25 protein-coding genes are annotated in these 25,122 nt (G+C 33.1%); 13 read left to right on the forward strand and 12 right to left on the reverse strand.

The genetic code is table 11. The features are described from left to right. Positions 1 to 161: 161 nt before the first annotated feature. The 3 genes from purB to GM921_RS03510 all read right to left on the reverse strand — a co-directional run bounded on the left by purB (position 162) and on the right by GM921_RS03510 (position 2,157). Complete coding sequence (gene purB / locus GM921_RS03500; protein WP_182921226.1) at positions 162 to 1,508, reverse strand: adenylosuccinate lyase; 1,347 nt, start codon at positions 1,506 to 1,508, stop codon at positions 162 to 164. Positions 1,509 to 1,645: 137 nt separating this feature from the next. After that, complete coding sequence (locus tag GM921_RS03505) at positions 1,646 to 1,855, reverse strand: PG1828 family lipoprotein (protein ID WP_182921227.1); 210 nt, start codon at positions 1,853 to 1,855, stop codon at positions 1,646 to 1,648. Positions 1,856 to 1,953: 98 nt separating this feature from the next. Beyond that, positions 1,954 to 2,157 (reverse strand): hypothetical protein, encoded by a 204-nt coding sequence (locus GM921_RS03510; RefSeq protein WP_182921228.1) that lies wholly within the window; start codon positions 2,155 to 2,157, stop codon positions 1,954 to 1,956. Between the two features lie 361 nt (positions 2,158 to 2,518). On the opposite strand from GM921_RS03510, the gene GM921_RS03515 reads away from it, so the two are divergent. From GM921_RS03515 to GM921_RS03535, 5 genes are all read left to right on the forward strand, one after another. Continuing rightward, positions 2,519 to 3,085, forward strand: coding sequence for an RNA polymerase sigma factor (locus GM921_RS03515; protein ID WP_182921229.1), 567 nt, complete (start codon positions 2,519 to 2,521; stop codon positions 3,083 to 3,085). 1 nt (position 3,086) lies between these two features. Then, positions 3,087 to 4,172, forward strand: a complete 1,086-nt coding sequence (locus GM921_RS03520; RefSeq protein WP_182921230.1) for a S1C family serine protease — start codon at positions 3,087 to 3,089, stop codon at positions 4,170 to 4,172. A gap of 74 nt (positions 4,173 to 4,246) precedes the next feature. Beyond that, positions 4,247 to 5,170, forward strand: a complete 924-nt coding sequence (locus GM921_RS03525) for a DUF72 domain-containing protein (protein ID WP_182921231.1) — start codon at positions 4,247 to 4,249, stop codon at positions 5,168 to 5,170. A 56-nt stretch (positions 5,171 to 5,226) separates the two neighbouring features. Continuing rightward, positions 5,227 to 5,862, forward strand: coding sequence for a peroxiredoxin (locus GM921_RS03530; protein ID WP_182921232.1), 636 nt, complete (start codon positions 5,227 to 5,229; stop codon positions 5,860 to 5,862). 86 nt (positions 5,863 to 5,948) lie between these two features. Beyond that, the gene (locus GM921_RS03535; protein ID WP_182921233.1) at positions 5,949 to 6,146 is read left to right on the forward strand and encodes a cold-shock protein; all 198 of its coding nucleotides are present in this window, start codon (positions 5,949 to 5,951) and stop codon (positions 6,144 to 6,146) included. 57 nt (positions 6,147 to 6,203) lie between these two features. On the opposite strand, the gene GM921_RS03540 is transcribed toward GM921_RS03535, so the two are convergent. Genes GM921_RS03540 through GM921_RS03560 form a run of 5 tightly spaced genes read right to left on the reverse strand, consistent with a single transcriptional unit; the run spans position 6,204 to position 10,615 of the window. Then, a complete protein-coding gene (locus GM921_RS03540) occupies positions 6,204 to 7,382 on the reverse strand; it encodes a THUMP-like domain-containing protein (protein WP_182921234.1) in 1,179 nt (392 codons plus the stop codon). An 11-nt stretch (positions 7,383 to 7,393) separates the two neighbouring features. Further along, on the reverse strand, positions 7,394 to 8,659 hold the full coding sequence (locus tag GM921_RS03545) for an aspartate kinase (RefSeq protein WP_182921235.1): 1,266 nt from the start codon (positions 8,657 to 8,659) through the stop codon (positions 7,394 to 7,396). Next, on the reverse strand, positions 8,659 to 9,462 hold the full coding sequence (locus GM921_RS03550) for a DUF3298 and DUF4163 domain-containing protein (protein ID WP_182921236.1): 804 nt from the start codon (positions 9,460 to 9,462) through the stop codon (positions 8,659 to 8,661). The genes GM921_RS03545 and GM921_RS03550 overlap by 1 nt, the downstream gene beginning before the upstream one ends. Next, positions 9,459 to 9,929: a GNAT family N-acetyltransferase gene (locus tag GM921_RS03555; RefSeq protein ID WP_182921237.1), complete on the reverse strand. Its 471-nt coding sequence runs from the start codon at positions 9,927 to 9,929 to the stop codon at positions 9,459 to 9,461. The genes GM921_RS03550 and GM921_RS03555 overlap by 4 nt, the downstream gene beginning before the upstream one ends. Then, positions 9,929 to 10,615 carry a YggS family pyridoxal phosphate-dependent enzyme gene (locus tag GM921_RS03560; protein WP_182921238.1) on the reverse strand — a complete coding sequence of 229 codons (687 nt, stop codon included), beginning with the start codon at positions 10,613 to 10,615 and terminating at the stop codon, positions 9,929 to 9,931. Before GM921_RS03560 ends, GM921_RS03555 begins: the two co-directional genes overlap by 1 nt. Positions 10,616 to 10,687: 72 nt before the next feature. Between GM921_RS03560 and GM921_RS03565 the strand changes: the two genes are divergently transcribed. The 4 genes from GM921_RS03565 to GM921_RS03580 all read left to right on the forward strand — a co-directional run bounded on the left by GM921_RS03565 (position 10,688) and on the right by GM921_RS03580 (position 15,145). After that, the gene (locus GM921_RS03565) at positions 10,688 to 11,155 is read left to right on the forward strand and encodes a DUF4296 domain-containing protein (RefSeq protein ID WP_182921239.1); all 468 of its coding nucleotides are present in this window, start codon (positions 10,688 to 10,690) and stop codon (positions 11,153 to 11,155) included. Positions 11,156 to 11,158: 3 nt separating this feature from the next. Then, entirely contained in the window at positions 11,159 to 13,528 is a 2,370-nt protein-coding gene (locus tag GM921_RS03570) for an endonuclease MutS2 (RefSeq protein ID WP_182921240.1), read from the forward strand. A 164-nt stretch (positions 13,529 to 13,692) separates the two neighbouring features. Continuing rightward, positions 13,693 to 14,400, forward strand: a complete 708-nt coding sequence (locus GM921_RS03575; RefSeq protein ID WP_182921241.1) for a CoA transferase subunit A — start codon at positions 13,693 to 13,695, stop codon at positions 14,398 to 14,400. 85 nt (positions 14,401 to 14,485) lie between these two features. Next, positions 14,486 to 15,145 carry a 3-oxoacid CoA-transferase subunit B gene (locus GM921_RS03580; protein ID WP_182921242.1) on the forward strand — a complete coding sequence of 220 codons (660 nt, stop codon included), beginning with the start codon at positions 14,486 to 14,488 and terminating at the stop codon, positions 15,143 to 15,145. An 87-nt stretch (positions 15,146 to 15,232) separates the two neighbouring features. Here GM921_RS03580 and GM921_RS03585 read toward each other — a convergent pair whose 3' ends face one another. Both GM921_RS03585 and GM921_RS03590 read right to left on the reverse strand, forming a co-directional pair. After that, the gene (locus tag GM921_RS03585; protein ID WP_182921243.1) at positions 15,233 to 15,871 is read right to left on the reverse strand and encodes a uridine kinase family protein; all 639 of its coding nucleotides are present in this window, start codon (positions 15,869 to 15,871) and stop codon (positions 15,233 to 15,235) included. Next, positions 15,861 to 17,174 carry a LysM peptidoglycan-binding domain-containing protein gene (locus tag GM921_RS03590; protein ID WP_182921244.1) on the reverse strand — a complete coding sequence of 438 codons (1,314 nt, stop codon included), beginning with the start codon at positions 17,172 to 17,174 and terminating at the stop codon, positions 15,861 to 15,863. Before GM921_RS03590 ends, GM921_RS03585 begins: the two co-directional genes overlap by 11 nt. A 173-nt stretch (positions 17,175 to 17,347) precedes the next feature. Between GM921_RS03590 and GM921_RS03595 the strand changes: the two genes are divergently transcribed. Beyond that, positions 17,348 to 17,827 (forward strand): Dps family protein, encoded by a 480-nt coding sequence (locus GM921_RS03595; protein WP_182921245.1) that lies wholly within the window; start codon positions 17,348 to 17,350, stop codon positions 17,825 to 17,827. A gap of 98 nt (positions 17,828 to 17,925) precedes the next feature. Then, complete coding sequence (locus GM921_RS03600) at positions 17,926 to 19,776, forward strand: UbiD family decarboxylase (RefSeq protein ID WP_182921246.1); 1,851 nt, start codon at positions 17,926 to 17,928, stop codon at positions 19,774 to 19,776. Positions 19,777 to 20,270: 494 nt separating this feature from the next. Here the strand turns inward: GM921_RS03600 and GM921_RS03605 are convergent, their stop codons facing one another. Together GM921_RS03605 and GM921_RS03610 are read right to left on the reverse strand one after the other, a co-directional pair. Continuing rightward, positions 20,271 to 21,779, reverse strand: a complete 1,509-nt coding sequence (locus GM921_RS03605) for an OmpP1/FadL family transporter (RefSeq protein WP_182921247.1) — start codon at positions 21,777 to 21,779, stop codon at positions 20,271 to 20,273. An 18-nt stretch (positions 21,780 to 21,797) separates the two neighbouring features. Further along, positions 21,798 to 22,733, reverse strand: coding sequence for a hypothetical protein (locus tag GM921_RS03610; RefSeq protein ID WP_182921248.1), 936 nt, complete (start codon positions 22,731 to 22,733; stop codon positions 21,798 to 21,800). A gap of 105 nt (positions 22,734 to 22,838) precedes the next feature. Here GM921_RS03610 and proS point away from each other — a divergent pair, with 105 nt between their 5' ends. Both proS and GM921_RS03620 read left to right on the forward strand, forming a co-directional pair. Then, the gene (gene proS / locus GM921_RS03615) at positions 22,839 to 24,311 is read left to right on the forward strand and encodes a proline--tRNA ligase (RefSeq protein WP_182921249.1); all 1,473 of its coding nucleotides are present in this window, start codon (positions 22,839 to 22,841) and stop codon (positions 24,309 to 24,311) included. A 78-nt stretch (positions 24,312 to 24,389) separates the two neighbouring features. Then, complete coding sequence (locus GM921_RS03620; protein WP_182921250.1) at positions 24,390 to 25,085, forward strand: hypothetical protein; 696 nt, start codon at positions 24,390 to 24,392, stop codon at positions 25,083 to 25,085. Positions 25,086 to 25,122 lie beyond the last annotated feature (37 nt).

Here is a 25,122-nt window from a genome sequence, read left to right on the forward strand (position 1 = left end):
AAAAATAATTAATTCTAATTCTAAATAATAGATAGTAGATGTCTATTTTAGGTCATTTTGATTAGCATGACGTTTTATTGGAAATAGAAAATAGAGAATAAGAAATGGATATAATACTTAGCATCTCGTCTATTACCCATTTCCTATTCCCTTCTTCTAAACTAGAATATCCCTGTATAATTAAATGGTGTAATCTGTTTTAATTCTGCTTTAATATTATCGTTTACATCCAATTCATCAATAAATGCAGACATAGTTTGTGCAGTAATCTTCTGATTAGTACGTGTTAATGCTTTTAAAGCTTCGTATGGATTCGGATAAGCTTCGCGTCTTAATACTGTTTGAATAGCTTCAGCAACAACAGCCCAGTTATTTTCTAAATCTGCCGCGATTGCCTCATTGTTAAGAATAATTTTGTTCAATCCTTTTAAAGTAGAACTGATGGCAATAATAGTGTGTGCCACAGGAACACCTACATTTCTTAAAACAGTCGAATCTGTTAAATCTCTTTGTAACCGTGAAATAGGTAATTTAGCAGCAAAAAATTCAAATAAAGCGTTTGCCAATCCAGCATTTCCCTCTGCATTTTCAAAATCAATAGGATTTACTTTATGTGGCATGGCCGATGAACCAACTTCACCTTCTTTAATTTTTTGTTTGAAATAATTTTTAGAAATATAAGCCCAAATGTCTCTATCTAAATCGATGATAATATTGTTAATTCGTTTTAAAGCATCACATTGTGCTGCAAACTGATCATAATGTTCTATTTGAGTGGTATACTGAGCACGATTTAAACCTAAAACTTCGTTCACGAAGTTGTTTGAAAAATCAACCCAGTTAATTTTGGGGTAGGCGATATGATGTGCATTGAAATTTCCTGTTGCTCCGCCAAATTTAGCACTGTTAGGAATGTTTTTTAAATTTTGTAATTGGATATTCAAACGTTCTGCAAAAACCATAAATTCTTTACCCAATTTGGTTGGAGAAGCAGGTTGTCCATGTGTGTGTGCTAACAAAGGAATGTCAGCCCATTCTTGCGCCAATCCATTTATCTTTTCAATGAGTTCTGTAATGGCTGGATAATAACTTTCTTCTAACGCAAGTTTAAAAGTATAAGGTATTGCAGTGTTATTTATATCTTGAGAGGTTAAACCAAAATGGATAAATTCTTTATAAGGTTGTAAGTTAAGTTCGTCAAATTTTGTTTTAATGAAATATTCCACCGCTTTCACATCATGATTGGTAATGCTTTCGGTATCTTTTACTTGTTGTGCATCAACATCATTAAAGTTTTGATGAATGGTTCTAAGTTTTGGATAAAGTGCAGTATCAAATTTTTCTAATCCTGGTATTTTCGCTTCACACAATGCTATAAAATATTCGATCTCTACAAAAACACGATATTTTATTAAAGCATATTCAGAAAAATAATCAGCAAGTTTTGCAGTGGTTTTTCTATAACGACCATCTACAGGAGAAATGGCTTGAAGCGGAGATAAATTCATTTGAATGAGGAAATTGATTCAGCCGCAAAGGTAACATTTATCAGGCATTTATGATAGCTAAAAGCTGATAAAATGCCTAGAATCAAAAAAGGTTCTAACAAATTTGCTAGAACCTTTTTATAAGATTTAACTACTGACTAGTGTTTAGCAGCAGAATCAACTTTAGTAGCAGCAGAATCAACTTTTGCAGCAGCTGAATCAACAGTTTTAGCAGCTGAATCTACAGTTGCAGCAGCTGAATCAACAGCAGTTGAATCAGTAGCTTCTGCTTTTTTCTCTGAATTACAAGCAGCTACACCTAAAGATAATGCTAAAGCTAAAAAGCCAAATTTGAATAAGTTTTTCATTTTAATTTTCTGTTTAAATAATTAATTAATTTACATGTTAATACTGCAAAGTTAAAAAGGTAACCCGCAAATGTGAAAAAAAGTTAATTATTTTTTATTTAGTGCTTAATCTTCGTTGAATCGACATTTATTTTATTTGAATCGAGCATTTTAGAATCGACACTAGAAGTATCTATCTTCGAAGTGTCTATTTTTGTGCTGTCAATTACAGGTGTTTTTGGATCTGAACCAAAAAGACCACATGCCGTTAATGATGTTGCAATTGCAAAGGCTAAAAAGCCAAATTTAAATAAGTTTTTCATGTTTCTTTTTTAATTTTAGGTTATTAAATGGATTTACACTTAATGCATAAAAAATAGAAAGGTGACCTTGAAAAATCGAAAATATATTTTTTATTTTTTGGGGTTACTATTGTTTGTTTTTGGTATTAACGGGTGTAAGTTTTTTGCAGCAAAATTGTGTTATAAACCTGATAGAAGCGGTATTGAACCTTAGCTGAAAGCTTAGGGAAATAAGAGCGTATAGCAGGACTAACTTTAATAAATGTTACAGCTTTTGCTTTTCTAATTAAGAAAATTTTAGCGTAAGCATTGTCATTTTTCAGCAAAAAATATTTTTTTTGTCTATCATTGGGTTACCATTCACGTTTAAATGTATTAATTGGTGAGTATTAAGTTAAGCAGTTCAGTTCCAACAGATAGAGAGGTAGTATTAGGTATACTTAACAACTCAGAAGAAGCGCTAAATAAGTTGTATGCGGGGTATTATCCGATGGTTTTACAATTTATTTTAACAAATAATGGTAGTGAGGATGATGCAAAAGATGTATATCAGGAAGCTATTATTGTTTTATATAACAAAATTAAAGGCGGAAATTTTGAGCTCAGCAGTAAGTTAAAGACATATTTGTATTCGGTTAGTCGACGCATTTGGTTAAAAAAACTTACACAGCATAGCAAAAAAACGAATAACATAGCCGACTTTGAAGATGTTTTAGCTGTTGATGAAGATGTTGAACAGCATGAAGAAAAGGATATGCAGTTTGATAAGATGAAAGTAGCCTTAGAAAGTTTAGGCGAACCTTGTAAAACCATTATTCAAGATTTTTACATACATAGTTTATCTATGCAAGATATTTGTGAGAAATTTGGTTATACCAATACAGACAATGCTAAAACACAGAAATATAAGTGTTTACAAAGATTAAAGAAGTTATTTTTTCAATCATAAAATGAGAAACGAGATAGAATTAGAAGGGATTATTGAGGATTACCTAAATGGTAAACTTACTGCTGATGAGCAAAAGGCTTTTGAGCAATTGAGAAATAATGACCCAATTGTTGATCATAAAGTAGTTGCACATAAGGTTTTTTTAGAATCGATGAAGCAATATGCTGACATTTTATTGTTAAAGGAACAAATGGATGCTGCTCATAATCAACTTGATGTTGCTGCAATAAGTGCGAAAGTAAAACCGCATTCATCTAAAATTGTAAGAATTTGGCGTAATAATAGATCTGCTATTGCAATTGCAGCTTCATTTTTAATTTTAGCCATGGTGATGTTGTATTCTATACAAAACCAATCTAAACAAGATGGTAGTTTTGAAGCATTAAATAGAGAAGTTAGTCAGATTAAACGTTCTCAGAATAATTTAATTAGAAATATTAATACTAAAGTACAGAACACTAATATAGCTCCTGCTAAATTTGGTGGTTCTGGATTTGCAATTTCTAGCAATGGTTACATTTTAACCAATTATCATGTAATTAAAGATGCAGATTCTATCTATGTTCAAAATAGTAGAGGAGTTTCATTTAAAGCAAAAAGATTTTACACTGATCCAATTAATGATATTGCGATTTTAAAAATAAATGATTCTTCTTTTGATCATTTGGGTACACTTCCATACAGTATCAAAAAAGCTGGCGCTGGTATTGGTGAAATTGTATATACATTAGGTTATCCAAAAGATGATGTTGTTTTAGGTGATGGTTATATCAGTTCTAAAACAGGTTTAAATGGCGATACATTGGCTTATCAAGTTGCTATTCCAGTAAATCCAGGTAATAGTGGCGGCCCGTTGTTAGATAATGCTGGTAATATTGTTGGTGTAATTAACGGTAAAGAAAACAAAACAGATGGTGCTGCATTTGCAGTAAAATCGAGATATATTGTAGAAGCTGTTAATTCTATTCCACAGGATTCGTTGAGTAAAAGAATTCCTTACGGAAAAAGAAGTCAATTGCAAGGTTTGAAACGTAACAAGCAGGTAGAGAAAATGCAAGATTATGTTTTTATGATTAAAGTGTATTAATATTCCCAAAATATTAAATTTGAAACCCCGAACTTTTAGTAAGTTTCGGGGTTTTTAATTATAAAAGATTTAAGATGGAATTTGGAAGAGTTACCGAAGCAGAAATTAATACCATTGATTTTACGTTGCCGCCAGATGGTGAGCAAACTGCTATTATCTTACAGAATTTGAAACCTTCAGCAAAACCATTATATTATGTTGGTTGCGCTAAATGGGGGAGGAAGGAATGGAAAGATCTTATTTATCCGAAGAAAACCAAAGAAGCAGATTTTTTAAGTGAATATGTAAAACATTTTAATTCGATTGAATTGAATGCAGTTTTTTATAGTATTCCGAAAGAAGAACAAATTTTAAAATGGAAAGAGCAAGTTGTCGTAAATACCAAAGGTGATTTTATATTTTGCCCTAAATTTTCTAGAACAATAACACATATCAAAAGGTTAAAGGATGCAGATTTTTTGACTGATGAATATATTAAAGCAATTTCTGCCTTTGGCGAATATCTAGGCCCTTGCTTTTTACAGGTTAGCGATAATTTTGGGCCAAATAACATTGATATTTTAGAGAAATATCTTGAAAAGTTACCAAAAGATTTACAAGTTTTTGTAGAGGTTCGGCATAAGGATTGGTTTGTTGGGGATGCAAAGAAACAGTTGTTTTCGATGCTTGCAAAACTGAAAAAAGGAGCAGCAATTACTGATGCTAGCGGGCGAAGAGATTGTTTACATATGGAATTGCCAACACCTGAAGCTTTTATCCGATTTGTAGGAAACGGTGGTAAATATTTAGATTCTGATAAAGCTAGGGTAGATGAATGGGTGATAAGAATTAAACATTGGTTAGATCATGGTTTGCAAAGTGTGTATTTCTTTTTGCACCAGCACGATGAAGCAAATACACCATTGATTGCCGATTACACTATTCAAGAATTTAATAAACATTTAGGAAGTGATTTGTCACGCATAAATTTTATTACACAAAATAATCTACTGTTCTAATAGACTTTTTGTAACTTCAATTATTATATCATTTTATTAATTAAAAACAATTGAACATGAGTTTAAGACTAGGAGATACAGCACCGAATTTTAAGGCAACAACATCTATTGGTGAAATAGATTTTTACGAATATTTAGGTGATAGTTGGGGCGTTTTATTTTCACATCCAGCAGATTACACGCCAGTTTGTACCACTGAATTAGGTCGTACAGCATCTTTAAAGCCCGAATTTGATAAACGAAATGTTAAAGTTTTAGCATTAAGTGTTGATTCGGCAGAATCGCATAAAGGTTGGATTAGCGATATTAATGAAACTCAAAATACGAATGTAGATTTTCCAATTATTGCAGATCAGGATAAGAAAATTGCTGACTTGTATGATATGATTCATCCAAATGCTTCTGAAACGATGACGGTTCGCTCTTTATTTGTTATTTCTCCAGATAAAAAAGTAAAACTGATGATTACTTATCCGGCATCTACAGGAAGAAATTTTACTGAGGTTTTAAGAGTGATAGATTCGTTGCAGTTAACAGCTAATTATAGCGTTGCAACGCCAGCAGATTGGAAAGATGGTGAAGATGTAATTGTGATGAATAGTATTAAAACAGAAGATATTCCAGCTAAATTTCCGAAAGGTCACAAAGTGATAAAACCTTATCTAAGAACTACACCTCAACCAAATAAGTAATTTTAAATTTTTTTTCATTTCAATTTTTTTGTAATTAACTTTAAATCAGTTACTATTAAAAAATTATCAATACAATTTACAATTTTATGATTACTGGAAAAGTAAAATGGTTTAACAGCCAAAAAGGTTATGGATTTATTATTTATGATGGCAATAAAGAGATTTTTGTTCACTTTAAGGATGTAGTAGGAGGAATAGATAGTATTAAAGAGAATGATGAAGTAGAATTTGAAACTGCAGAAGGTAAAAAAGGATTACAGGCAGTAAATGTTAAGAAAGTATAATCTGAATTGACATAAAATTTTTTAATAAGCTTTGCGAATTTCGCAAGGCTTTTTTATTTAATAATGCTGAATGATTTTAGCCTTAATCACTAAATAGCCAGCATTAGTTTGAGTAAATAGGATAAAATCATCATGACTTGAACCGATTTTATATTTTTTAACCAAATTCTCCGCTTTTTCAGGGAAATTCCGAACAATAACGTTTCCTTTTAGCTCTTTTTCCTTTTTTAGTTCGTTTAAGTTTAAGAGCAATTTAATTTCGAAAATTCTGCCTAAAAAATCTGCTTTTATTTCTTCACTAAAATACAATTGGCTTTGCTGATGCAATTTTTTTAAGCCAAATCTTTCTGCTATTAAATTAAATGCACCACTTTTTAATAATGCAACATCAGGTTCGTATAAATATCCAGCAGGTGATGAGCTAGCGATTTCAGTAGCTATTTGTAAATCGCTTATAGGAAAAGAAAAGGTTTTTGTAGTCGTATTTAGTGTTGCACAAACAATTTTCGTTTCACCCATAAAATCTTTGTCAATTACCCAAAGTAATTCTTTGCACTCGTTTTTTACACTTACAATATGAATTTCACTCACATTTTGTAATTCACTTAAACCAGCAGAAATATCAAGCAATGGCGCAGTTTTAATGATTATTCGCTGTGCTTTTTCCAAAAATAGCGCTAAATGCTCGGTTACATCTGGTGTACAATCCTTAAGTTTAAATACCTTATTACTATGACTTCGCCTTGCTGGATCAATGTAAATAGTATCGAATTTAAGCTTGCTTTTTTTGAGGAATTCAATTCCGTCTTCTGCTACAAAATTTATGTTATTTGCACCTAAAACCTTAGCATTATGAGTTGTAATCTCTGATAATTCTGGATTGATTTCACAGCTATGAATACTCTCTATTTTTTTTGAAAAAAAGTAACTATCAACTCCAAATCCTGCTGTGAGATCAATTAGTGAATTTCCAATGGCTAAATTTGCTTTATAAGCTGCTGTGGTTTCAGATGAACATTGTTCTATAGACAGTAAAACCGGGTAATAAATCTTATCTTGATTAAACCATTTGGAAAGTTTGTGAATGGATTTTTTCTTAGCTGCAATTTGACCAGCTAATTCTGCCGAACTTACATTTTTAAACAAGGATTTTGATAGTGCAACTTTATTTACATCGGCATTAATATGCTCAGTAATATAGCGTTGAATCTCATTTTTTAAAATATTCTCATTCATTTTAGCTAATCTTACGCTTTATCTTTCATCACAATTTGACAAGTGTGTCGGCTTTTTACTTCCAATAATACATCCTTGTTAACAATAACTCTGTCAATGGTTTGCTGATTGTAATAACGAATAGTTACGAGTTCTAATCCTTTGTTATATTTCACTTTAAAGGTTTCAGACAAATCTGTTATTAATTGCTTAATTTTTTCCTCATCATTATCTACACTTACCGAAAAACTGATGGCAGAATTAAGCATAGTATTCACTTTTACCTTGTTTTTATGTAAGATATTGAAAATATGACTTAAGTTTTCTTCAATGATGAATGAAAAATCTTTAGGGAATATGGAAATTAAAACCTGATTTACTTTGAAAATAAAAGAGGGTACAGGTAAAGGTGTTGCAACTCCAGTGATGGCAGTTCCTACAGCTTCAGGCTGTAAAAATGAACGCACATAAAGCGGAATTCCTTTATTTTGAATAGGTTTTATCGTTTTTGGATGGATTACCGTTGCACCATAATAAGTAAGTTCTATTGCATCGTGATACGATAACTGAGGTATTTTTTCAGTTTCATCAAACCATTTTGGATCTGCATTTAAAACGCCAGGTACATCTTTCCAAATCGTCATTGATTCTGCATTTAAGCAAGCGCAAAAAATAGCAGCTGAATAATCAGAACCTTCCCTGCCCAAAGTACTGGTGAAGTTTTCACTCGTACCGCCAATAAAACCCTGTGTTATTACAATTCCTCTATCCAGATAAGTAGGCAAATGTTTCTGAATTTCTTGTTCTGTTTTATCCCAAATTACATTTGCATCGCGGTAATTATTATCTGTTTTAATGTAACTTCTAGCATCAGCCCAGATGGCGAAACAACCAATTAAATTTAAATAAGCCGCCACAATTTTTGTAGAAACCAATTCTCCAATAGAAACAATTTGATCGTATAAATAATCTGCACTATCGCTTGCTTCTTCTTCCAACAACCATTCTATTTCTACAAATGTATTTGCTACATCATCATAAATAGGGTTTTTATGGTCAGTAAACAAAGTTGAAATAATATCGAAATGATAGGTTTTTATTTCTTCAAATAACTGATGTGCTTTTTCCTCGCCTTTAACATAAGCCCAAGTTAATTCCTCTAATTTGTTGGTCATTTTTCCCATAGCAGAAATAACAATCAGTAAATTAGTTGATGGATAGCCCTGCACAATTTTGGCCAAATTTTTAACACCTTCTGCGTCTTTTACAGAAGCTCCTCCGAATTTAAATACTTGCATTAATTTGTTTCTGTTAAAATGGTATTTGGCTTAGCAATGCCTTTTAAAGCTGAAAATGGGACGATTAATTCTGTTGTTCCTTCCGAATAAGGTTTAATCTCATAAGGATTATACAAAAACACCAAACCTTTATTGCTTACATAAAAGTTTTCAGGTAAGTGAAATTTATCATCTCGGAAAAAATACTTTCCACTTAATGATTCTGTCGCCGTCAATTTTTCATCTTTTCTGAAAATAGCTTCCCCAATGCTTACTAATTTTTCACGCTGATTAGCTGCAATCAATGAATCTAATGGTATTACTGTATTAGTTTTTGGATTATAATTTAGGTAAGAAAAACTGGTATTTGGATGAGCACCGCCAGAATAATCCGAGTTTATGTATTGCAAAGCGATGTAATTGTGAGTCTGATGAAGCACGTTCACCTCAATAGATAACCACCAAACTTGAGCGCTGGTTGCATTTTGTGAGTGAAAATCATCATATCCTTTTACAAAACTAGTTGCAATATCTTGATATGAAGTGGTTTTTTCTTCTTCACCTATATAATTAAAAACTTGTCTTAAAATGTACTTATTTAAGATTTCATTTTTAAATACTGGATGGGTTATAACAGCTTTTGTAGTATCAGAAGTTTTAGCATCAGTTTTAATGATGTTTTTGCTATAAACCTTAACCGAATCGTAATTAAATGTTAAAGTATCAATTGCAGCAACGATGTTTTCGCTATTATCTCTGTTTTTTTCATTTCTACAGGCCAAAAAAATGCAAATCCCAATAAAAAATAAGGCTAATTTTCTCATACTAAGTTTTTTGTTTGCTCTTTCGAAAATGAAGCATTTAGCCAACCACTTTCAATATCGGCTGTATATTTATTGTAGAAATTTATAGCCGGCTCATTCCAGTCTAATACCTGCCAAACCATACCATTGTAATTTCCATTTTTTGCTTCCTCAATTACTTTTTCAAATAATAATTTGCCAACTCCTTTTCCTCTGCTTTCTTCGGTTACAATAAAATCTTCTAAGTATAAACGGCAACCTTTCCAAGTTGAGTATCTAGTGTAAAATAAAGCAAAGCCTAAAATAATATCGTTTTCTTCAGCAACAAAAGCTTTCCAAATTGGTTTTTGTCCAAAACCTGCATCTACAAATTCAGCTAATGTTACGGTAACTTCTTCAGGCGCTTTTTCGTAAATAGCTAACTCGTTAATTAATTCTAATAATCTTATGCAATCTTCCTTAACTGCAACTCTAATATTTATGTTCATTAGGCTTTCCAATGTTTAATTACTCTTTTTCCAAATATATTACTTCCAATTCTTACCATGGTACTGCCTTGTTCAATTGCCAATTTATAATCTGACGACATACCCATAGAAATCTCTTTAAAGCTATCTTCTTTTCTAAAGAAACTCAATTTTATTCCATCAAAAAGCACTTTTAATTCTTGAAATTCTGCTGTTGTTTGTCCATCAAGTGCGGTATTAGTAGCAATTCCCATTAAGCCCACAATTCTAACATTTTTTAAAGTTTCAAACTCTTCAGAACGTAAAAGTTCAATTGCTTCATCAAACCCTAAACCAAATTTGGTATCCTCATCAGCAATATAAATTTGCAATAAACAATCAATTATTCTGTTGTTTTTTGCGGCTTGTTTATCAATCTCTTTCAATAATTTAAAACTATCAACAGATTCTATCAGTTTTACGAAAGGAGCAATATATTTCACCTTGTTACTTTGCAAATGACCAATTAAATGCCATTCTATATCTTGCGGTAATTGAGTTTGTTTTTCTACCATCTCCTGCACTAAATTCTCTCCAAAAACTCTTTGCCCAGCATTATAAGCTTCTAGTACGGCATCTGCCGGATGATTTTTTGAAACCGCCACCAACTTAACACCAGCTTGGTCTAATTCATTTTTATATTTTAATAAGTTATCTGCAATGCTCATTTATCAGTATTTTTGGTAAAATTAACAACCTTAGCGCAATTTGGCTAAGAAATAAGAAAGGTTTTATAAATAATGAAAAGATTTTTTGTCATCCTTATACTTTGTGCCTTGTTTTATGCCTGTAAACCAGGTATTCCAAAAGACATTATTCAGCCAGATAAAATGGAAAAAGTATTGCATGATATTCATGTAGCAGATGGATATTCTTCATCTTTTCCGCAAGTTGATAGCGCTAAAAAAGTTATTTCTTCATTATATAAAGGCATTTATCAAAAATTCGGAATAGATTCTGCTTTATACAATCAAAGTTTGGATTATTATTATAAACATCCAGATGTGATGAAAAAAATGTATGATAATATTAGCGCAAATTTGACTAAAGAAAGAGAAAGCTTAACCAGGGTTATTGCATTGGAAAGTAGTAGAAACACCTTACATGGTGCTGCATTGTTAGCTCCACCGCCAAAACGTTTAGATTCGACCTTTAAAATGGGGACTAATCCGTTAAACATATCTTCAATCAATTATTCGGTTAATTAAGTTATGTTATATCCAGAAAATTGCCAAGAACGGTTGGGTTTTAATGAAGTTCGACAACTAGTTCATCAACATTGTTTAAGTACAATGGGCCAAGCATTGGTTAATAAAATGCAGGTGATGACGAAATATGATCAAATAAATAAATTTCTTCGTCAAACCAATGAGTTTAAAAGCATTCTAGAAAATCAAGAACCGTTACAAATCAGTACGTTTTTTGATATTAAAATACTGGCGGATAAAATTAGAGTAGAAGGAACCTATTTGATGGAAGATGAACTTTTCCAGATTTATGCATCCTTACAAACTGTGTTTTCTGTGCTTCGATTTTTTGATGAACGGAAAGAAATATATCCAAATCTTGAAGCTCTTTTTGAGCATTTACCAATAGAAAAAGACATTCTTAAAAAGATAGAAGCTGTTTTAGACCCAAAGGGAAAAATGAAACCCAATGCTTCATCAGAATTACAAGAAATTACTGCAGCAATTGCCAAAGGCGAGCAAGAAGTGCGTAAAAGAATGGATTCTATTTATAAAATGGCAGTTGGCAAAAATTGGGTTGCCGATGGAAGTTTAACCGTTCGCGATGGAAGAATTTGTATTCCCATTTTGGCGGAGAATAAAAGAAAACTGAAAGGATTTATTCACGATGAATCTGCAAGTGGACAAACTGTTTATTTAGAACCAGAAGAAGTTTTTACACTAAATAATAAACTTCGCGATTTGGAATTTGATAAACGCAGAGAGATCATTAAGATTTTAATTGCTTTAACAACCGAATTAAGACCATATACGCCACTTTTATTATCATATCATGGTTTCTTAACCAAGTTAGATTTTGTAAGGGCAAAAGCGCTTTTTGCAATTGATATTCAGGCTAACATGCCCGTACTATTAAAAGAAGCTAAAACAAAGTTGATAAACGCAAAACATCCATTGTTGTTATTGTCTTTTGCAACAGAAAAGAAAACAGTCGTTCCTTTAAATATTCATATGAATGAGAATTTAAGGATTGTTTTAGTTTCTGGACCAAATGCGGGCGGTAAATCGGTTTGTATGAAAACAGTTGGTTTATTGCAAATGATGTTGCAAACGGGTTTGCTTGTTCCGGTTGATGAAGCGAGTGAAATGGGGATATTTGATCAGATTTTTGCAGATATCGGCGATGATCAATCAATAGAATCAGATTTGAGTACATACAGTGCTCATCTAACCAAGATGCGCTATTTTGTTGAACATGCCTCGCCAAAAACATTAGTTTTAATAGATGAATTTGGTACAGGAACCGATCCTCAATTTGGCGGCCCGATGGCAGAAGCAGTTTTAGAGGTTTTAAATTCGAAGAAAGTTCGCGGTGTAATCACTACACATTATTCTAACTTGAAATTGTTTGCAGGCAACACTAGCGGATTAGAAAATGCTTCAATGCTATTTGATAATAGTAAAATGAAACCGCTTTATATTTTAGATTTAGGTAAACCTGGAAGTTCTTATGCTTTTGAAATTGCTCAGAATATTGGCTTGCAAAAAGAGGTTTTAGCACTAGCAAAGCTGAAAACAGGAACAAATCAGAATAGTATTGATAGTTTGTTGGTTGATTTAGAAAAAGAAAAGAGACAAATCCATGAAACTAAAATCAATTTAGCAAATCAGCAAAACAAGGTTAAAAACTTAGTTGCAGAGAATGAAAAGCTAAAACTGTTTTTAGAAGAAAATAAGAAGGTTTTAATCAAGGAAGCCAAATTAGAAGCTCAAAATATCATCCGCGATGCGAATAAATTGGTAGAAAATACCATTGCTGAAATTAAGGAAAAACAAGCTGATAAAGTTGTAACCAAAGAATTAAGGCAAAATCTGCAAAAGAGTTTAGTTAAAAACGAAGTTAAAGAAGAACGTAAACCTGTAATTAAAGCTGATGATTCTGCAATTGAAATTGGTGATTGGGTGCAGCTCGTCAACACAGAAACCAGTGGACAGGTTTTAGAAATTAATCGCGATAATTTAGTTTTGGCCTTAGGCGATTTACGTTCTGTAGTTAAAAGAAATAGAGTTCAAAAAATTAGTAATCGCCAAGCAAAAAAAGTGGTGCAAAGCAATTCATTTTCTGGTAGAATGTCTGAAGCCATCATCAATTTTAGACCAGAACTAGATTTACGTGGCATGCGTGGAGAAAATGCAGTACAAGAAGTCGAAAATTATTTAGATAAAGCCATCATGTTAGGTTTTCCATCCATTAAACTAATTCATGGAAAAGGTGATGGCATTTTAAGAAAACTGATTAGAGAACATCTCAAAAAATACAAAGAAGTTACGCATTTAGAAGATGAACATGCAGATAGAGGAGGAGATGGAATTACATATGTTCATTTAAAATAATTTAAATAGTAAAATGTAATCAAGATTATCCCTTAATCTACTTAAATCCTTACAATTGCCAATATTTTTCAAGGCATCTTAGTGTAAAATATACAACTCGTTAATCCGTTATTGCATTTGGAAACGGCCTAATAACTTTATAATTTAGCCATAAAACATAGTATATGATTAATAAAGTTGTAGCTGGGGCTGATGAAGCAATTAAAGATATTTGTGATGGACAAACCTTAATGCTTGGTGGTTTTGGTTTATGCGGTATTCCCGAAAACTGTATTGCTGCGTTGGTGAAAAGTGGCGTCAAAAACCTAACCTGCATTGCAAATAACGCAGGTGTAGATGATTTTGGCATAGGTTTGCTTTTACAAACACGTCAGGTTAAAAAAATGATTTCTTCGTATGTTGGGGAAAACGTTGAGTTTGAACGTCAGTTATTAAGCGGAGAATTAGACGTCGAATTAATACCGCAAGGAACTTTAGCAACACGTTGTTTGGCTGCAGGTTATGGTATGCCAGCCATATTTACACCAGCTGGTGTAGGAACCGAAGTTGCAGAAGGAAAAGAAGTAAGGAGCTTTAAAGGCAAGGATTATTTGATGGAATATGCTTTTGAAGCAGATTTTGCAGTAGTAAAAGCGTGGAAAGGCGATACCGCAGGTAATTTAATTTTCCGTTCCACAAGCAGAAATTTTAATCCAGTAATGGCTATGGCAGGTAAAACTACAATTGCCGAAGTAGAAGAATTAGTAGAAGCTGGTCAATTAGATCCCGACCAAATTCATACACCTGGTGTATATGTTCACCGTATTTTTCAAGGACGGAATTACGAAAAAAGAATAGAACAAAGAACGGTAAGGAAGAAAGTAAACGATTAAAAATTAACCATTAAGGGATTAAGAAAAATGAAGTTAATGATTTTAATGTGCCTTAATTTCTTAATGTTGAAAGAAAAAAAGAAATATGCTTGATAAAGACGGAATAGCGAAACGTATCGCAAAAGAAATAAAAGACGGGTATTATGTGAATTTGGGCATTGGTATTCCAACATTGGTGGCTAACTATATTCCAAGTGAAATTAATGTAGTATTACAATCAGAAAACGGATTGTTGGGTATGGGACCATTTCCTTTTGAAGGAGAAGAAGATCCGGATTTAATTAATGCAGGTAAACAAACCATTACAACCTTACCAGGATCTTCAATTTTTGATTCAGCGATGAGTTTTGGAATGATTAGAGCTCAAAAAATAGATTTAACCATTTTAGGCGCAATGGAAGTTTCTGAAAACGGAGATATCGCCAACTGGAAAATACCTGGTAAAATGGTTAAAGGCATGGGTGGTGCAATGGATTTAGTGGCTTCTGCTAAAAATATTATTGTGGCTATGCAACATGTAAATAAAGCTGGTGAAAGTAAATTACTACCAAATTGTACTTTGCCCTTAACGGGAATAAAGTGCATTAAGAAAATAGTTACAGAATTAGCGGTGCTTGATGTTTTACCAGAAGGAGGCTTTAAACTATTAGAAAGAGCACCAGGTGTAAGCGTGGATTTTATTAGAAATGCTACACTAGGTAAACTCTACGCAGATGATAATGTTCCAGAAATGGTAATTGAGTAGTTTTGTCATTCCGAGTATACGAGGAATCTCTAAGGAAGTAATATGAGAAAAAGAGATTCTTCACTTCGTTCTGAATGACAAAGCCAACTACTTACAAAACTTAGCTTTTAATTCATCCGAAATTTCTTCAGTAATTCTGATAATATCATCAGGAGTATCCATATTATTTACAACGATTTTATTGCAATTTTCTCGATAAGGCAATAAAAACTCATTGTAAGCCGGTACAACGTGATTATTCCATTTATAAAGTACATCTTCTTCTGGATAACCTCTTTCCATTCCATCGCGTTTTATGCGACGTTCTAAAGCTACACTTTCATCAGCTTCTATAAATATGCGAAGATCTAATAATTTAGCTATTGCTTTAAAATGAAGAATAAAAAGACCTTCTACAATAAGAATTGGCGCAGGATTTATCTCTAAAATCTTTACTACGGCCAACGGATTATTAAAATTGTACTCTTTTTTATAAACAACATCGCCTTTAATTAATTTCTTAATATCGATTAAAAATTGTTCATCATCTATGGTCGATGGTAAGTCGAAATTGTACAATTTATTTTCTTCTTGCGTCATTTCACCTGCCGGGATGTAATAATCATCCTGAGATAAAAGTGTCACTTCGTCATTTTTAAAGTGATGCAAAAAACTATTTAGAAAAAAAGTTTTACCAGAACCGCTACCACCTGCAATACCGATAATTAATGGTTTTTTATTGTTCATTTTCCTGAGCGCCGTAGGTTATATTACAAAAAAATCGTTTATCTAAAGCACCAACAGCATCTGCTACTGCTTTTGTCATTACAATAATAACATCTTTTGTCGATTCATTCTCTGTAAATTTACCAACAACTTTTGCGAAAGTTGAACGGTTGCTCATTGGATTAGTGATTTTAACAATAGTGCCAACTGGAGCCGTACGGTGTAAAATAAGCATTTTAGTAGGATCTAAATCTTGATCGGCAATCCAAATTGCTGCGCCTTTTTCTTCGATTTGAGTAAGACCATATCTACTTGGTGCATATTTTAAAGAAGGATCTTTTATCGTATTTGGATCACTTCCAGTATTTTCTTCTTCAGCGGCGTTAGCTGTTACTTGTTTAGCACCAATTATCTTCAACTTTTGTCCAACTGTTAATTCATTAGAAGTTAAGTTGTTAAAGCTTTTTAGCTGATAAGTTGTCAAACTGTACCTTTTAGCAATCGTATAAATAGTTTCTCCAGCAATAACGGTATGATCAAAACCGCCAGAGGTATTTGTTGTTTCTGTAGGTGTTTCACTTACTGGTTTTTGATAACTTTTAGGAGTTGGGGTAGGAATTACTTTTTCAACCGTAGCTTCAGGTACTTTAGTATTAGTAGATGGAATTTTTAATACTTGACCAATTTGTAAATTGTTTGAAGAAAGCCCATTTAATCTTTTAATTTCATCAACCGTTGTTCCATATTTTTCTGCTAATAAATTCAAATTTTCTTTAGGTTTAATAGCGTGTTCAATGGTTGCTGCATTATTATTACTAGCCACAACAGGTTGTGAAACTACTGGGGCGGTTACAGTTTGAGTTTCTTGAACGGTTGTATTTCCACTTGCAGGAATTTTTAAAACTTGACCAATTTGAAGATTAATCGAAGTTAAATTATTTACTCTCTTAATTTCATTTACAGTTGTTCCATATTTTTCTGCAAGCATATTTAGATTGTCTTTTGCTTTAACAATATGCTCAATAACAGCAGTATTATCAGCAGTTGCTGAAGTAGTGGATGCTATAAATGGAATATTAGTAGGAACTTTAAGGATGACACCAATTTGCAAAAACTTACTGTCGTTATAAGTCATTACATCTTTATAATTGACATTGTATTTTCTAGAAATAGAGTAATACGTTTCTTTGGCTTCTACTTTATGAACGATTAATTTTTTTCCGTTATTGTTTTCAACCCCAATCGAATCAACCTTGTTATTGGCATGAGAAACAGAAATGCTGAGTGAAAAGGTGGCCAGTAATAGTATATATATTTTATGCATTAAATTCTTGAAATATTTGGAACGACAATTATACGAATAATATATTTTACGTCAATAATGTATGTAAAACGATATTATGACATATCTATTGTTTAAAAAACTTAAATTTAACAAACCATTTTTAACACTGTTTGTTGTTGATATAGACACAAAAATCGCAAAAATAAAACCCCATGGATGCAAAAGAAATCAGTTTAAATGAAAAAAAAGTTAAGCCAGTAGTTGATATGTTGAATGATTATTTAGCCAATTATCATATTCATTATCAAAAGTTAAGAGGTTGCCATTGGAATATAAAAGGGCAAAATTTTTTCACATTACATATCAAATTTGAAGAGTTATATACAAATGCTCAACTCACCATTGATGAAATTGCCGAACGTGTATTAACCTTAGGAAAAGCTCCGCATAGCCGTTTTTCAGATTACATTAAAGAATCAACAATTAAAGAAATAAATACAATTGGTATGACTGATATGGCAATGGTAGATGCTGTTTTAGATGACATGGCCAAATTAATTGAGCTAGAACGTGAATTATTAGAGGCAACAGATAAAGCTGGTGATGATGGTAGTAATGATATGGTAAATCGCTTTATGCAGTTTAAAGAGAAAACAACATGGATGTTGCGCTCTTTTGCAGGTAAAAAATAATTGATATAAAATCTTAAAAAGCCACAGATTGATAGAGTTTAAATCTTCCAATCTGTGGCTTTTTTGTTTTAGAGTGCACTAAATATTTATCTTTGAGCATGGGTTACAAAAATTTAGCCGAATGCGTCGCAGATCTTGAAAAAAATGGTCATTTAATCCGAATCAAAGAAGAGGTAGATCCATATTTAGAAATGGCAGCTATCCATCTGCGAGTTTACGAAAATCAAGGGCCAGCATTGTTGTTTGAAAACGTAAAAGGAAGCAAATTTCCAGCAGTTTCGAATCTTTTCGGCACATTAGAACGCTCTAAATTTATGTTTCGCGATAGTTTAGCGAAAGTAGAACAGCTTGTTGCTTTACGTTCAGATCCTATTAAAGCATTAAAAAATCCATTCAAATATGCTGGTTCGGCTTTAACTGCCTTATCGGCTTTGCCATTAAAACAATCTTTATTTAAAAATACCTTTCAAAAAACTACCATTAGCAGTTTGCCTCAAATAGTAAATTGGCCAATGGATGGCGGTCCTTTTATTACCATGCCACAAGTTTTTACAGAAGATATAGATCAACCAGGGGTGATGCATGGTAATTTAGGGATGTATCGTATTCAATTAACTGGTAATGAGTATGTAACTGATAAAGAAATCGGTTTGCATTATCAAATTCATAGAGGAATAGGTGTTCATCAAACCAAAGCAAATGCCAAAGGGCAGCCTTTAAAAGTGAGTATTTTTGTAGGTGGGCCACCATCACATCCATTAGCAGCGGTTATGCCTTTACCAGAGGGATTATCTGAGCTTACATTTGCAGGTGCATTGGGCAATCGCCGTTTTCGTTATTTTTATGATGATGAGGGTTTTTGTATTTCAGCAGATGCTGATTTTGTAATTACAGGTACAGTTTATCCACAAGAAAATAAACCTGAAGGTCCATTTGGCGATCATTTGGGTTATTATAGTTTAACGCATCCTTTCCCTTTGATGAAAGTGCATAATGTGTATCATAAAAAAGATGCAATTTGGAGTTTTACGGTAGTTGGTAGACCGCCACAAGAAGACACGAGTTTTGGTGCACTAATTCATGAAATTACAGGTTCGGCAATTCCTCAAGAAATATCAGGATTAAAAGAAGTGAACGCAGTTGATGCTGCAGGTGTGCATCCGCTTTTGTTTGCGATAGGAAGTGAGCGTTATACACCGTATTTAAAAGAGCGAAAACCACAGGAAATTTTAACTATTGCCAATCATATTTTAGGGAAAAATCAACTCAGCCTTGCTAAATATTTATTTATTGCAGCAAGAGAGGATGACGAAAATCTCAGTACAAATAATATTACTTCTTTTCTTCAGCATATGCTGGAAAGGATTAATTTAAAAAAGGATTTACATTTTTATACAAATACAACCATTGATACTTTAGATTATTCGGGAGATGGATTGAATTCAGGTTCAAAAGTAGTTTTTGCTGCAGCTGGAGCTAAAAAAAGAGACTTAATAGAAAAATTATCACTCGATTTTAGTTTGCCAGAAGAATATGCAAAATATAAAATAGCCATTCCAGGTGTTTTAGCAATTCAAGGAAATCCTTATCAAAATGAAATAGTACGCCAACAAGAAATAGCGATTTTAAAAGGACATCTTAAATCGCAAAATCTTTCAGCATTGCCTTTAATCATTTTATGTGATGATGCAGAATTTACAGCAGCTAATATTAATAATTTGGTTTGGGTAACTTTTACAAGAAGTAATCCCGCTTCGGATATTGATGGTGTTAACGATTTTACCACTAATAAACATTGGGGTTGCGAAGGGCCATTAATTATTGATGCTCGTAAAAAACCTCATCACGCACCCGAATTAATTAAAGACCTAGAAGTAGAAAAGAGAATAGACCAAATGGGAGAAAAGGGTGGAAGCTTGCACGGTGTGATATATAAAAAAACTTCGTAATCATCTCTTGAAGTTTTTATGGCTACTAATAATAAGCATTAATTCTTTATGCCATCCCATTTTTTTTGCTACTCAGCATGATTTTAGCCAACACTTAATTTTAACTATAAGTTAAATAAAACTAACAGGTATTTTACTAGGAGATAGCTAGGTTTCTTACCCTGTAATGACCCTGTTAAGACCCTGTTATCACCTTGTATAAACCCTGTAAAAATAAACCAAAAATACTAGGTGATAATTATAAGGATTAGATAATAAATTAACTATAAGTTAATTTCTATTATCCATGCCTGCAATTTTTTAATCTTGAAATGGAGGTTTGATTAGCTCTCTCAGAGCTTGGGAACTGATTACTTCTTTTTTAGGTTTTGCGGAGGAGAAACGACCAAGCAATCTCATTCTAGACAATGCAAATAGTATCAATAAAAATTACGTTAAAATAAAAAAGCTTCCAAATAAATCTGGAAGCTTTTTTTGTTAAGCGAATTGCTTTATTAAAATCTCAATCCTAAAGTTAAGAAAACATTATTTTTTGTGTTTTTAATTGCTGCAACAGGTTCAGTAGTATTATTTAAAGTATAAGGGCTGTAGCTATTGTCACTTTCGACTCTTTGATAAGCTAAGTCGATGTAATAGTTATTTACTCTATATCCTAAACCACCGCTGTACATTTTAGTATCAAAGAAACCATCGTTATCAGTTTTATATGGGCTTCCATTTAAACCGTAACCGGCTCTTAAACTTACATTGTTAAGCTTATATTCTGCTCCAACTCTATAATTAACTGCACTTTTGAAATTATTTCTAACAGCAGTATTGTTATCGCTAATCAGACCTTGATCACCACCATTATTTGAGGTAAACCTAGTACTTGCATAATCAATAAAATCAACATCTGCAGAAATAATTGCTTGTCCAGCAATGATATAACTAGCGCCCAATGAACCTTTTAGTGGGGTCCGTAAATTATAGGTAAAATCATACGTTTTGCTTTCATTGGTTCCTCTAATCGTTCCTCTATTATCAATACCTTCTGTATAGCTGTCATCAATAACAAACCATGTTGGAGTTTGCATTGTTACGCCTAATCTAAGCCCTTCTGCAGCTCTAAAAATAACTCCTAAACGACCATTTACTCCTGAACCTTTAGTCGTTTGGCTTTGATTAAATAGCAATTTATAATTAATGTTAGCTCCAGTTAAATTTCCACCAGCATCATACTCTCTAGCTTTTCCACTTTCTTCATATTGTGCATCGCTATTGTATTTTAGATCAACTAAACCGACACTAGCACCAATATAAATTTGATTTGAAACATTCAATGCCGCCGAAAAATTAAATTCAGAAACAGACCCAGATCTTACTTCATTTTTACGTTGCGAATTACTTTGAGCATTATCTGCAAAAGTTTCAGGGAAGTAATTATTTGCTGGGCTATCATAACTAATCAAGTAATTATCATAGGCCATTCTTTCTAAACTTCCAGTAGACAAATTATTTGGAGTGGTACTTCCACCAAGTTCTGCAAAGTAATCTGCTATCGAACTTTTATTGTTAGATCCACCGTAATTTATTTCTGCGCTATAATCATTGGTTCTATTATAACCAAGTCCAAAAACAGCACTAATTAAACCTTTTTTAGTATCCTGTCCTTTTTGCTTGTAAACTGGTGTAAAAAACACAGCTCCAATTTGATTTACATTTAATTGGCTTTTGTCTGTATTTGTGTTTTGACCTAAATAATTTGCATTAACGCCAGTTTGATTAAATTCCGGAGTTAAGCTAAACTCAGATTTAGTAAATAAACCTAGCCCAGCCGGATTTCCACCTAACGAACTCATATCTCCACCAACACCAATTTGAGCATTGCCCATTCCTTTAAAACGAGCAGTACTTCCATAATTTGTTTGAGAAAAGCGAAGTGCATCGCTGGCATATTGAGCGTAAGTATTGCTGGCGGTAGCTACTATAGCTACCACTAACAGTGTTATAATTTTTTTCATGTGTTCAGTTAATTTAGATTATCTACCACCACCTCTTGTTGGTCTGCCGCCACCACCACCGCCGCCGCCACTGCTACCACCACCAGAACTTTCTGATCTGCCACCACTACTACTTGATGGAGGAGGAGAACTCTGTTGTGCAGGAGGACTGTAAGTTGGTGCAGGTCTAGATGGTGCTTCACTAGTTCTAGTTGGTCTAGATTCTGTTCCTGAACTTCTGGTAGGTCTGTTATCACTACTTGTACTGCTTGGACGAGTGGTAGTTCCATTATTTGTTGGATTATACATCTCAGCCCTGCTTCTTGTAACTGTAGTATTATTGCCACTGTTTGCTCTAGTAGGTGGGCCAACTTGGTTGCCACCATAATAACTGCTTCCACCCGCTCTATTTACACCATTTTCACTTCCTCTTGTTGGTCTAGCTCCATAGTTTGGACTATTGTTGTTTCTACCAGCATAATAGCCGCCGCCATAACCACCACCATAACCACCGTAATATCCTGTACCATAGTAGTTATAATTTGAGTATATGCCCCAATAAGGGTTATAATATGGGCTTCCAAAATAGCTGTAATAATATGGATTATACCAATTGTTATATCCGTAATTATAACCTCCGTAATAACCATAAGGACTATAATAAGAGTTATAACCGTAGTAATTGTAATAAGGATCGTAATAAGGTCTATATACGTTGCCGTAGTAAAATCTGTCTATACGAGAATAATAATCCATGTCATAATATGGATCTGTCTTTCCGTAATAGTCACTGTTTGAGTTTTCTGTTTGTGTAGTTTGAACTGGATCGGAAGCCTTGTATTCTTTAGCTTGTGCAGTTGTGTTGTACACATCGTCCTGATTGGCAGTATTTTGAGCCAATTTAGGAGTAGAGCAGGAGGCAACGAGCAGTGCTGTTACCACGAGCGTACTGGTGAGTAAATGGTTAGGTTTCATGATATGTGTGTTTTGTTTGTGTGCGCAATCAAATTGTAGCTATAAATTTATAGCTTTGTAAACGATATTACAAGAAATTTAACACAAAAAACGTTCCAAATAGTTATGAGCAAAGGTATTACAAGCAAAAAAGACGATTATTCTCAGTGGTATAACGACATTGTTATAAAAGCCGACTTAGCCGAGCATTCATCGGTTAAAGGATGTATGGTAATTAAGCCATATGGTTATTCTATTTGGGAGAAAATACAGGCAGTTTTAGATCAAAAATTTAAAGATACGGGTCATAGTAATGCATATTTTCCTTTGTTCATTCCTAAGTCATATTTTTCTAAAGAAGCGGCACATGTAGAGGGTTTTGCAACAGAGTGTGCTGTGGTAACACATTATCGTCTTAAAAATGATGGAAATGGTAATATCGTAGTTGATGAAACAGCAAAACTGGAAGAAGAATTAATTGTTCGTCCAACTTCTGAAACCATTATATGGAATACCTATAGAGGCTGGATAGAATCATATCGTGATTTACCTTTATTAATCAATCAATGGGCAAACGTGGTGCGTTGGGAAATGAGAACTCGCTTGTTTTTACGTACAACTGAGTTTTTGTGGCAAGAGGGTCATACAGCACATGCAACTTCACAAGAAGCAATTGAAGAAACGGAAAGAATGTTAGATGTGTATGCAGATTTTTCTGAAAATTGGATGGCGGTTCCAGTAGTAAAAGGAAAAAAGACCCCAACTGAGCGTTTTGCAGGGGCTTTAGAAACCTATTGTATTGAGGCTTTGATGCAAGATGGAAAGGCTTTACAGGCTGGAACATCACACTTTTTAGGGCAAAACTTCGCTAAAGCATTCGATGTTAAATTTACGAGTAAAGAAGGAAAATTAGAACATGTTTGGGCAACTTCTTGGGGAGTATCTACTCGATTAATGGGTGCTTTAATTATGGCACATAGTGATGATGCAGGATTGGTATTACCTCCAAAATTAGCGCCAATTCAAGTTGTTATAGTTCCTATTTATAAAGGAGAAGAAGATTTAGCTAAAATATCAACCTTTGTTGATGAACTTATACTAAAACTAAAAGGTTTAGGTGTTTCTGTAAAATACGACAGTAGAGATAGTCAGCGCCCAGGATTTAAATTTGCAGAATACGAACTAAAAGGAGTTCCAATTCGTTTGGCAATTGGTGGCAGAGATATGGAAAACAAAACTGTAGAATTAGCTCGTAGAGATACCAAAGAAAAATTCACAGTAGCGCAAGAAGGATTAGATACTTACATTGCCAACTTGCTGGAAGAAATTCAAGAAAGTATTTATAATAAAGCGCATCAGTTTAGAGAAGAACACATAACAGAAGCTAATTCTTATCAGGAATTTAAAGAATTATTAGACGGTAAAACTGGTTTTATTTCTGCCCATTGGGATGGAACTGCAGAAACTGAAAAGCAAATTAAAGAGGAAACTAAAGCAACAATTAGGTGTATTCCTTTAAACAATAAACAAGAAGATGGTGTTTGTATCTTAACTGGTAAGCCATCTACGCAACGGGTATTGTTTGCAAGGGCATATTAAAGATTTTAGATGTGAGACTTTCTATAGGCGCATTAAATTAATCTCATATCTAACTTCTCACATCTCAATACTAAAGAAATGCAAGACGAAAATTATAAAGAAATACTTAGTCAACTAGAAAGTAAAGCTTCCTTAAAACAAGCAATTTACCGTAGCACAGCTGAAGTTTTTGGGTTGACTAAAACCATTCTTTCAAAAATTGCTGCCAAACTTCATCATGATTATACGCAGAAAGATCCATCTGTTGAGGTAAATTATAGAGAAAATAATCAGTTTGAAGCGCAATTGAAATTTTCTGGAGATATGCTGATGTTATCGATGCATAGTAATATTTTTAATTTTGATGAAGGACATTCTATCTTTCAGACAAGTTATGTGAAAGCAGACGAAAATCTGAGTTATTGTGGTGTAATCTATATTCATAATTTTTTAGCAGATTCTATTAAATATAATCGCCTTGCGGATGAAGGTTCTTTAATAGCTCGTATATTGGTGAATAAAGAAAAGCACTTTATGGTAGAAGGTGATGGGGCATTAGGGTTTTTATATGAAGATTTCGAAGCCAACTTAATTACTGAAGAAAAACTAACTGATATTTTAGAAAAATCAATCCTTTTGTGTTTAAATACGGATTTATTACTTCCACCATTTGCACAAATTAAAGATGTAACCTTGCATCAAAAACAAACATTAGTAGCCGCAAGCGGGTATCCAACAGGAAAACGTTTAGGCTATTTATTTAATTCAGAAGTACAGCAAAATAACAATCAATAATATGAACCCGACAGGATTAAAATAATGATTTTAATCA

The sequence above is a fragment of the Pedobacter planticolens genome (assembly GCF_014172375.1).
GTDB lineage: Bacteria > Bacteroidota > Bacteroidia > Sphingobacteriales > Sphingobacteriaceae > Pedobacter > Pedobacter planticolens.

Bases quoted from the DNA above. Each gene is read 5' to 3' on its own strand.
- purB (WP_182921226.1), bottom strand. From the start codon at position 1,508: ATGAATTTATCTCCGCTTCAAGCCATTTCTCCTGTAGATGGTCGTTAT.
- GM921_RS03505 (WP_182921227.1), bottom strand. From the start codon at position 1,855: ATGAAAAACTTATTCAAATTTGGCTTTTTAGCTTTAGCATTATCTTTA.
- GM921_RS03510 (WP_182921228.1), bottom strand. From the start codon at position 2,157: ATGAAAAACTTATTTAAATTTGGCTTTTTAGCCTTTGCAATTGCAACA.
- GM921_RS03520 (WP_182921230.1), top strand. From the start codon at position 3,087: ATGAGAAACGAGATAGAATTAGAAGGGATTATTGAGGATTACCTAAAT.
- GM921_RS03525 (WP_182921231.1), top strand. From the start codon at position 4,247: ATGGAATTTGGAAGAGTTACCGAAGCAGAAATTAATACCATTGATTTT.
- GM921_RS03530 (WP_182921232.1), top strand. From the start codon at position 5,227: ATGAGTTTAAGACTAGGAGATACAGCACCGAATTTTAAGGCAACAACA.
- GM921_RS03535 (WP_182921233.1), top strand. From the start codon at position 5,949: ATGATTACTGGAAAAGTAAAATGGTTTAACAGCCAAAAAGGTTATGGA.
- GM921_RS03540 (WP_182921234.1), bottom strand. From the start codon at position 7,382: ATGAATGAGAATATTTTAAAAAATGAGATTCAACGCTATATTACTGAG.
- GM921_RS03545 (WP_182921235.1), bottom strand. From the start codon at position 8,659: ATGCAAGTATTTAAATTCGGAGGAGCTTCTGTAAAAGACGCAGAAGGT.
- GM921_RS03550 (WP_182921236.1), bottom strand. From the start codon at position 9,462: ATGAGAAAATTAGCCTTATTTTTTATTGGGATTTGCATTTTTTTGGCC.
- GM921_RS03555 (WP_182921237.1), bottom strand. From the start codon at position 9,929: ATGAACATAAATATTAGAGTTGCAGTTAAGGAAGATTGCATAAGATTA.
- GM921_RS03560 (WP_182921238.1), bottom strand. From the start codon at position 10,615: ATGAGCATTGCAGATAACTTATTAAAATATAAAAATGAATTAGACCAA.
- GM921_RS03565 (WP_182921239.1), top strand. From the start codon at position 10,688: ATGAAAAGATTTTTTGTCATCCTTATACTTTGTGCCTTGTTTTATGCC.
- GM921_RS03570 (WP_182921240.1), top strand. From the start codon at position 11,159: ATGTTATATCCAGAAAATTGCCAAGAACGGTTGGGTTTTAATGAAGTT.
- GM921_RS03575 (WP_182921241.1), top strand. From the start codon at position 13,693: ATGATTAATAAAGTTGTAGCTGGGGCTGATGAAGCAATTAAAGATATT.
- GM921_RS03580 (WP_182921242.1), top strand. From the start codon at position 14,486: ATGCTTGATAAAGACGGAATAGCGAAACGTATCGCAAAAGAAATAAAA.
- GM921_RS03585 (WP_182921243.1), bottom strand. From the start codon at position 15,871: ATGAACAATAAAAAACCATTAATTATCGGTATTGCAGGTGGTAGCGGT.
- GM921_RS03590 (WP_182921244.1), bottom strand. From the start codon at position 17,174: ATGCATAAAATATATATACTATTACTGGCCACCTTTTCACTCAGCATT.
- GM921_RS03595 (WP_182921245.1), top strand. From the start codon at position 17,348: ATGGATGCAAAAGAAATCAGTTTAAATGAAAAAAAAGTTAAGCCAGTA.
- GM921_RS03600 (WP_182921246.1), top strand. From the start codon at position 17,926: ATGGGTTACAAAAATTTAGCCGAATGCGTCGCAGATCTTGAAAAAAAT.
- GM921_RS03605 (WP_182921247.1), bottom strand. From the start codon at position 21,779: ATGAAAAAAATTATAACACTGTTAGTGGTAGCTATAGTAGCTACCGCC.
- GM921_RS03610 (WP_182921248.1), bottom strand. From the start codon at position 22,733: ATGAAACCTAACCATTTACTCACCAGTACGCTCGTGGTAACAGCACTG.
- proS (WP_182921249.1), top strand. From the start codon at position 22,839: ATGAGCAAAGGTATTACAAGCAAAAAAGACGATTATTCTCAGTGGTAT.
- GM921_RS03620 (WP_182921250.1), top strand. From the start codon at position 24,390: ATGCAAGACGAAAATTATAAAGAAATACTTAGTCAACTAGAAAGTAAA.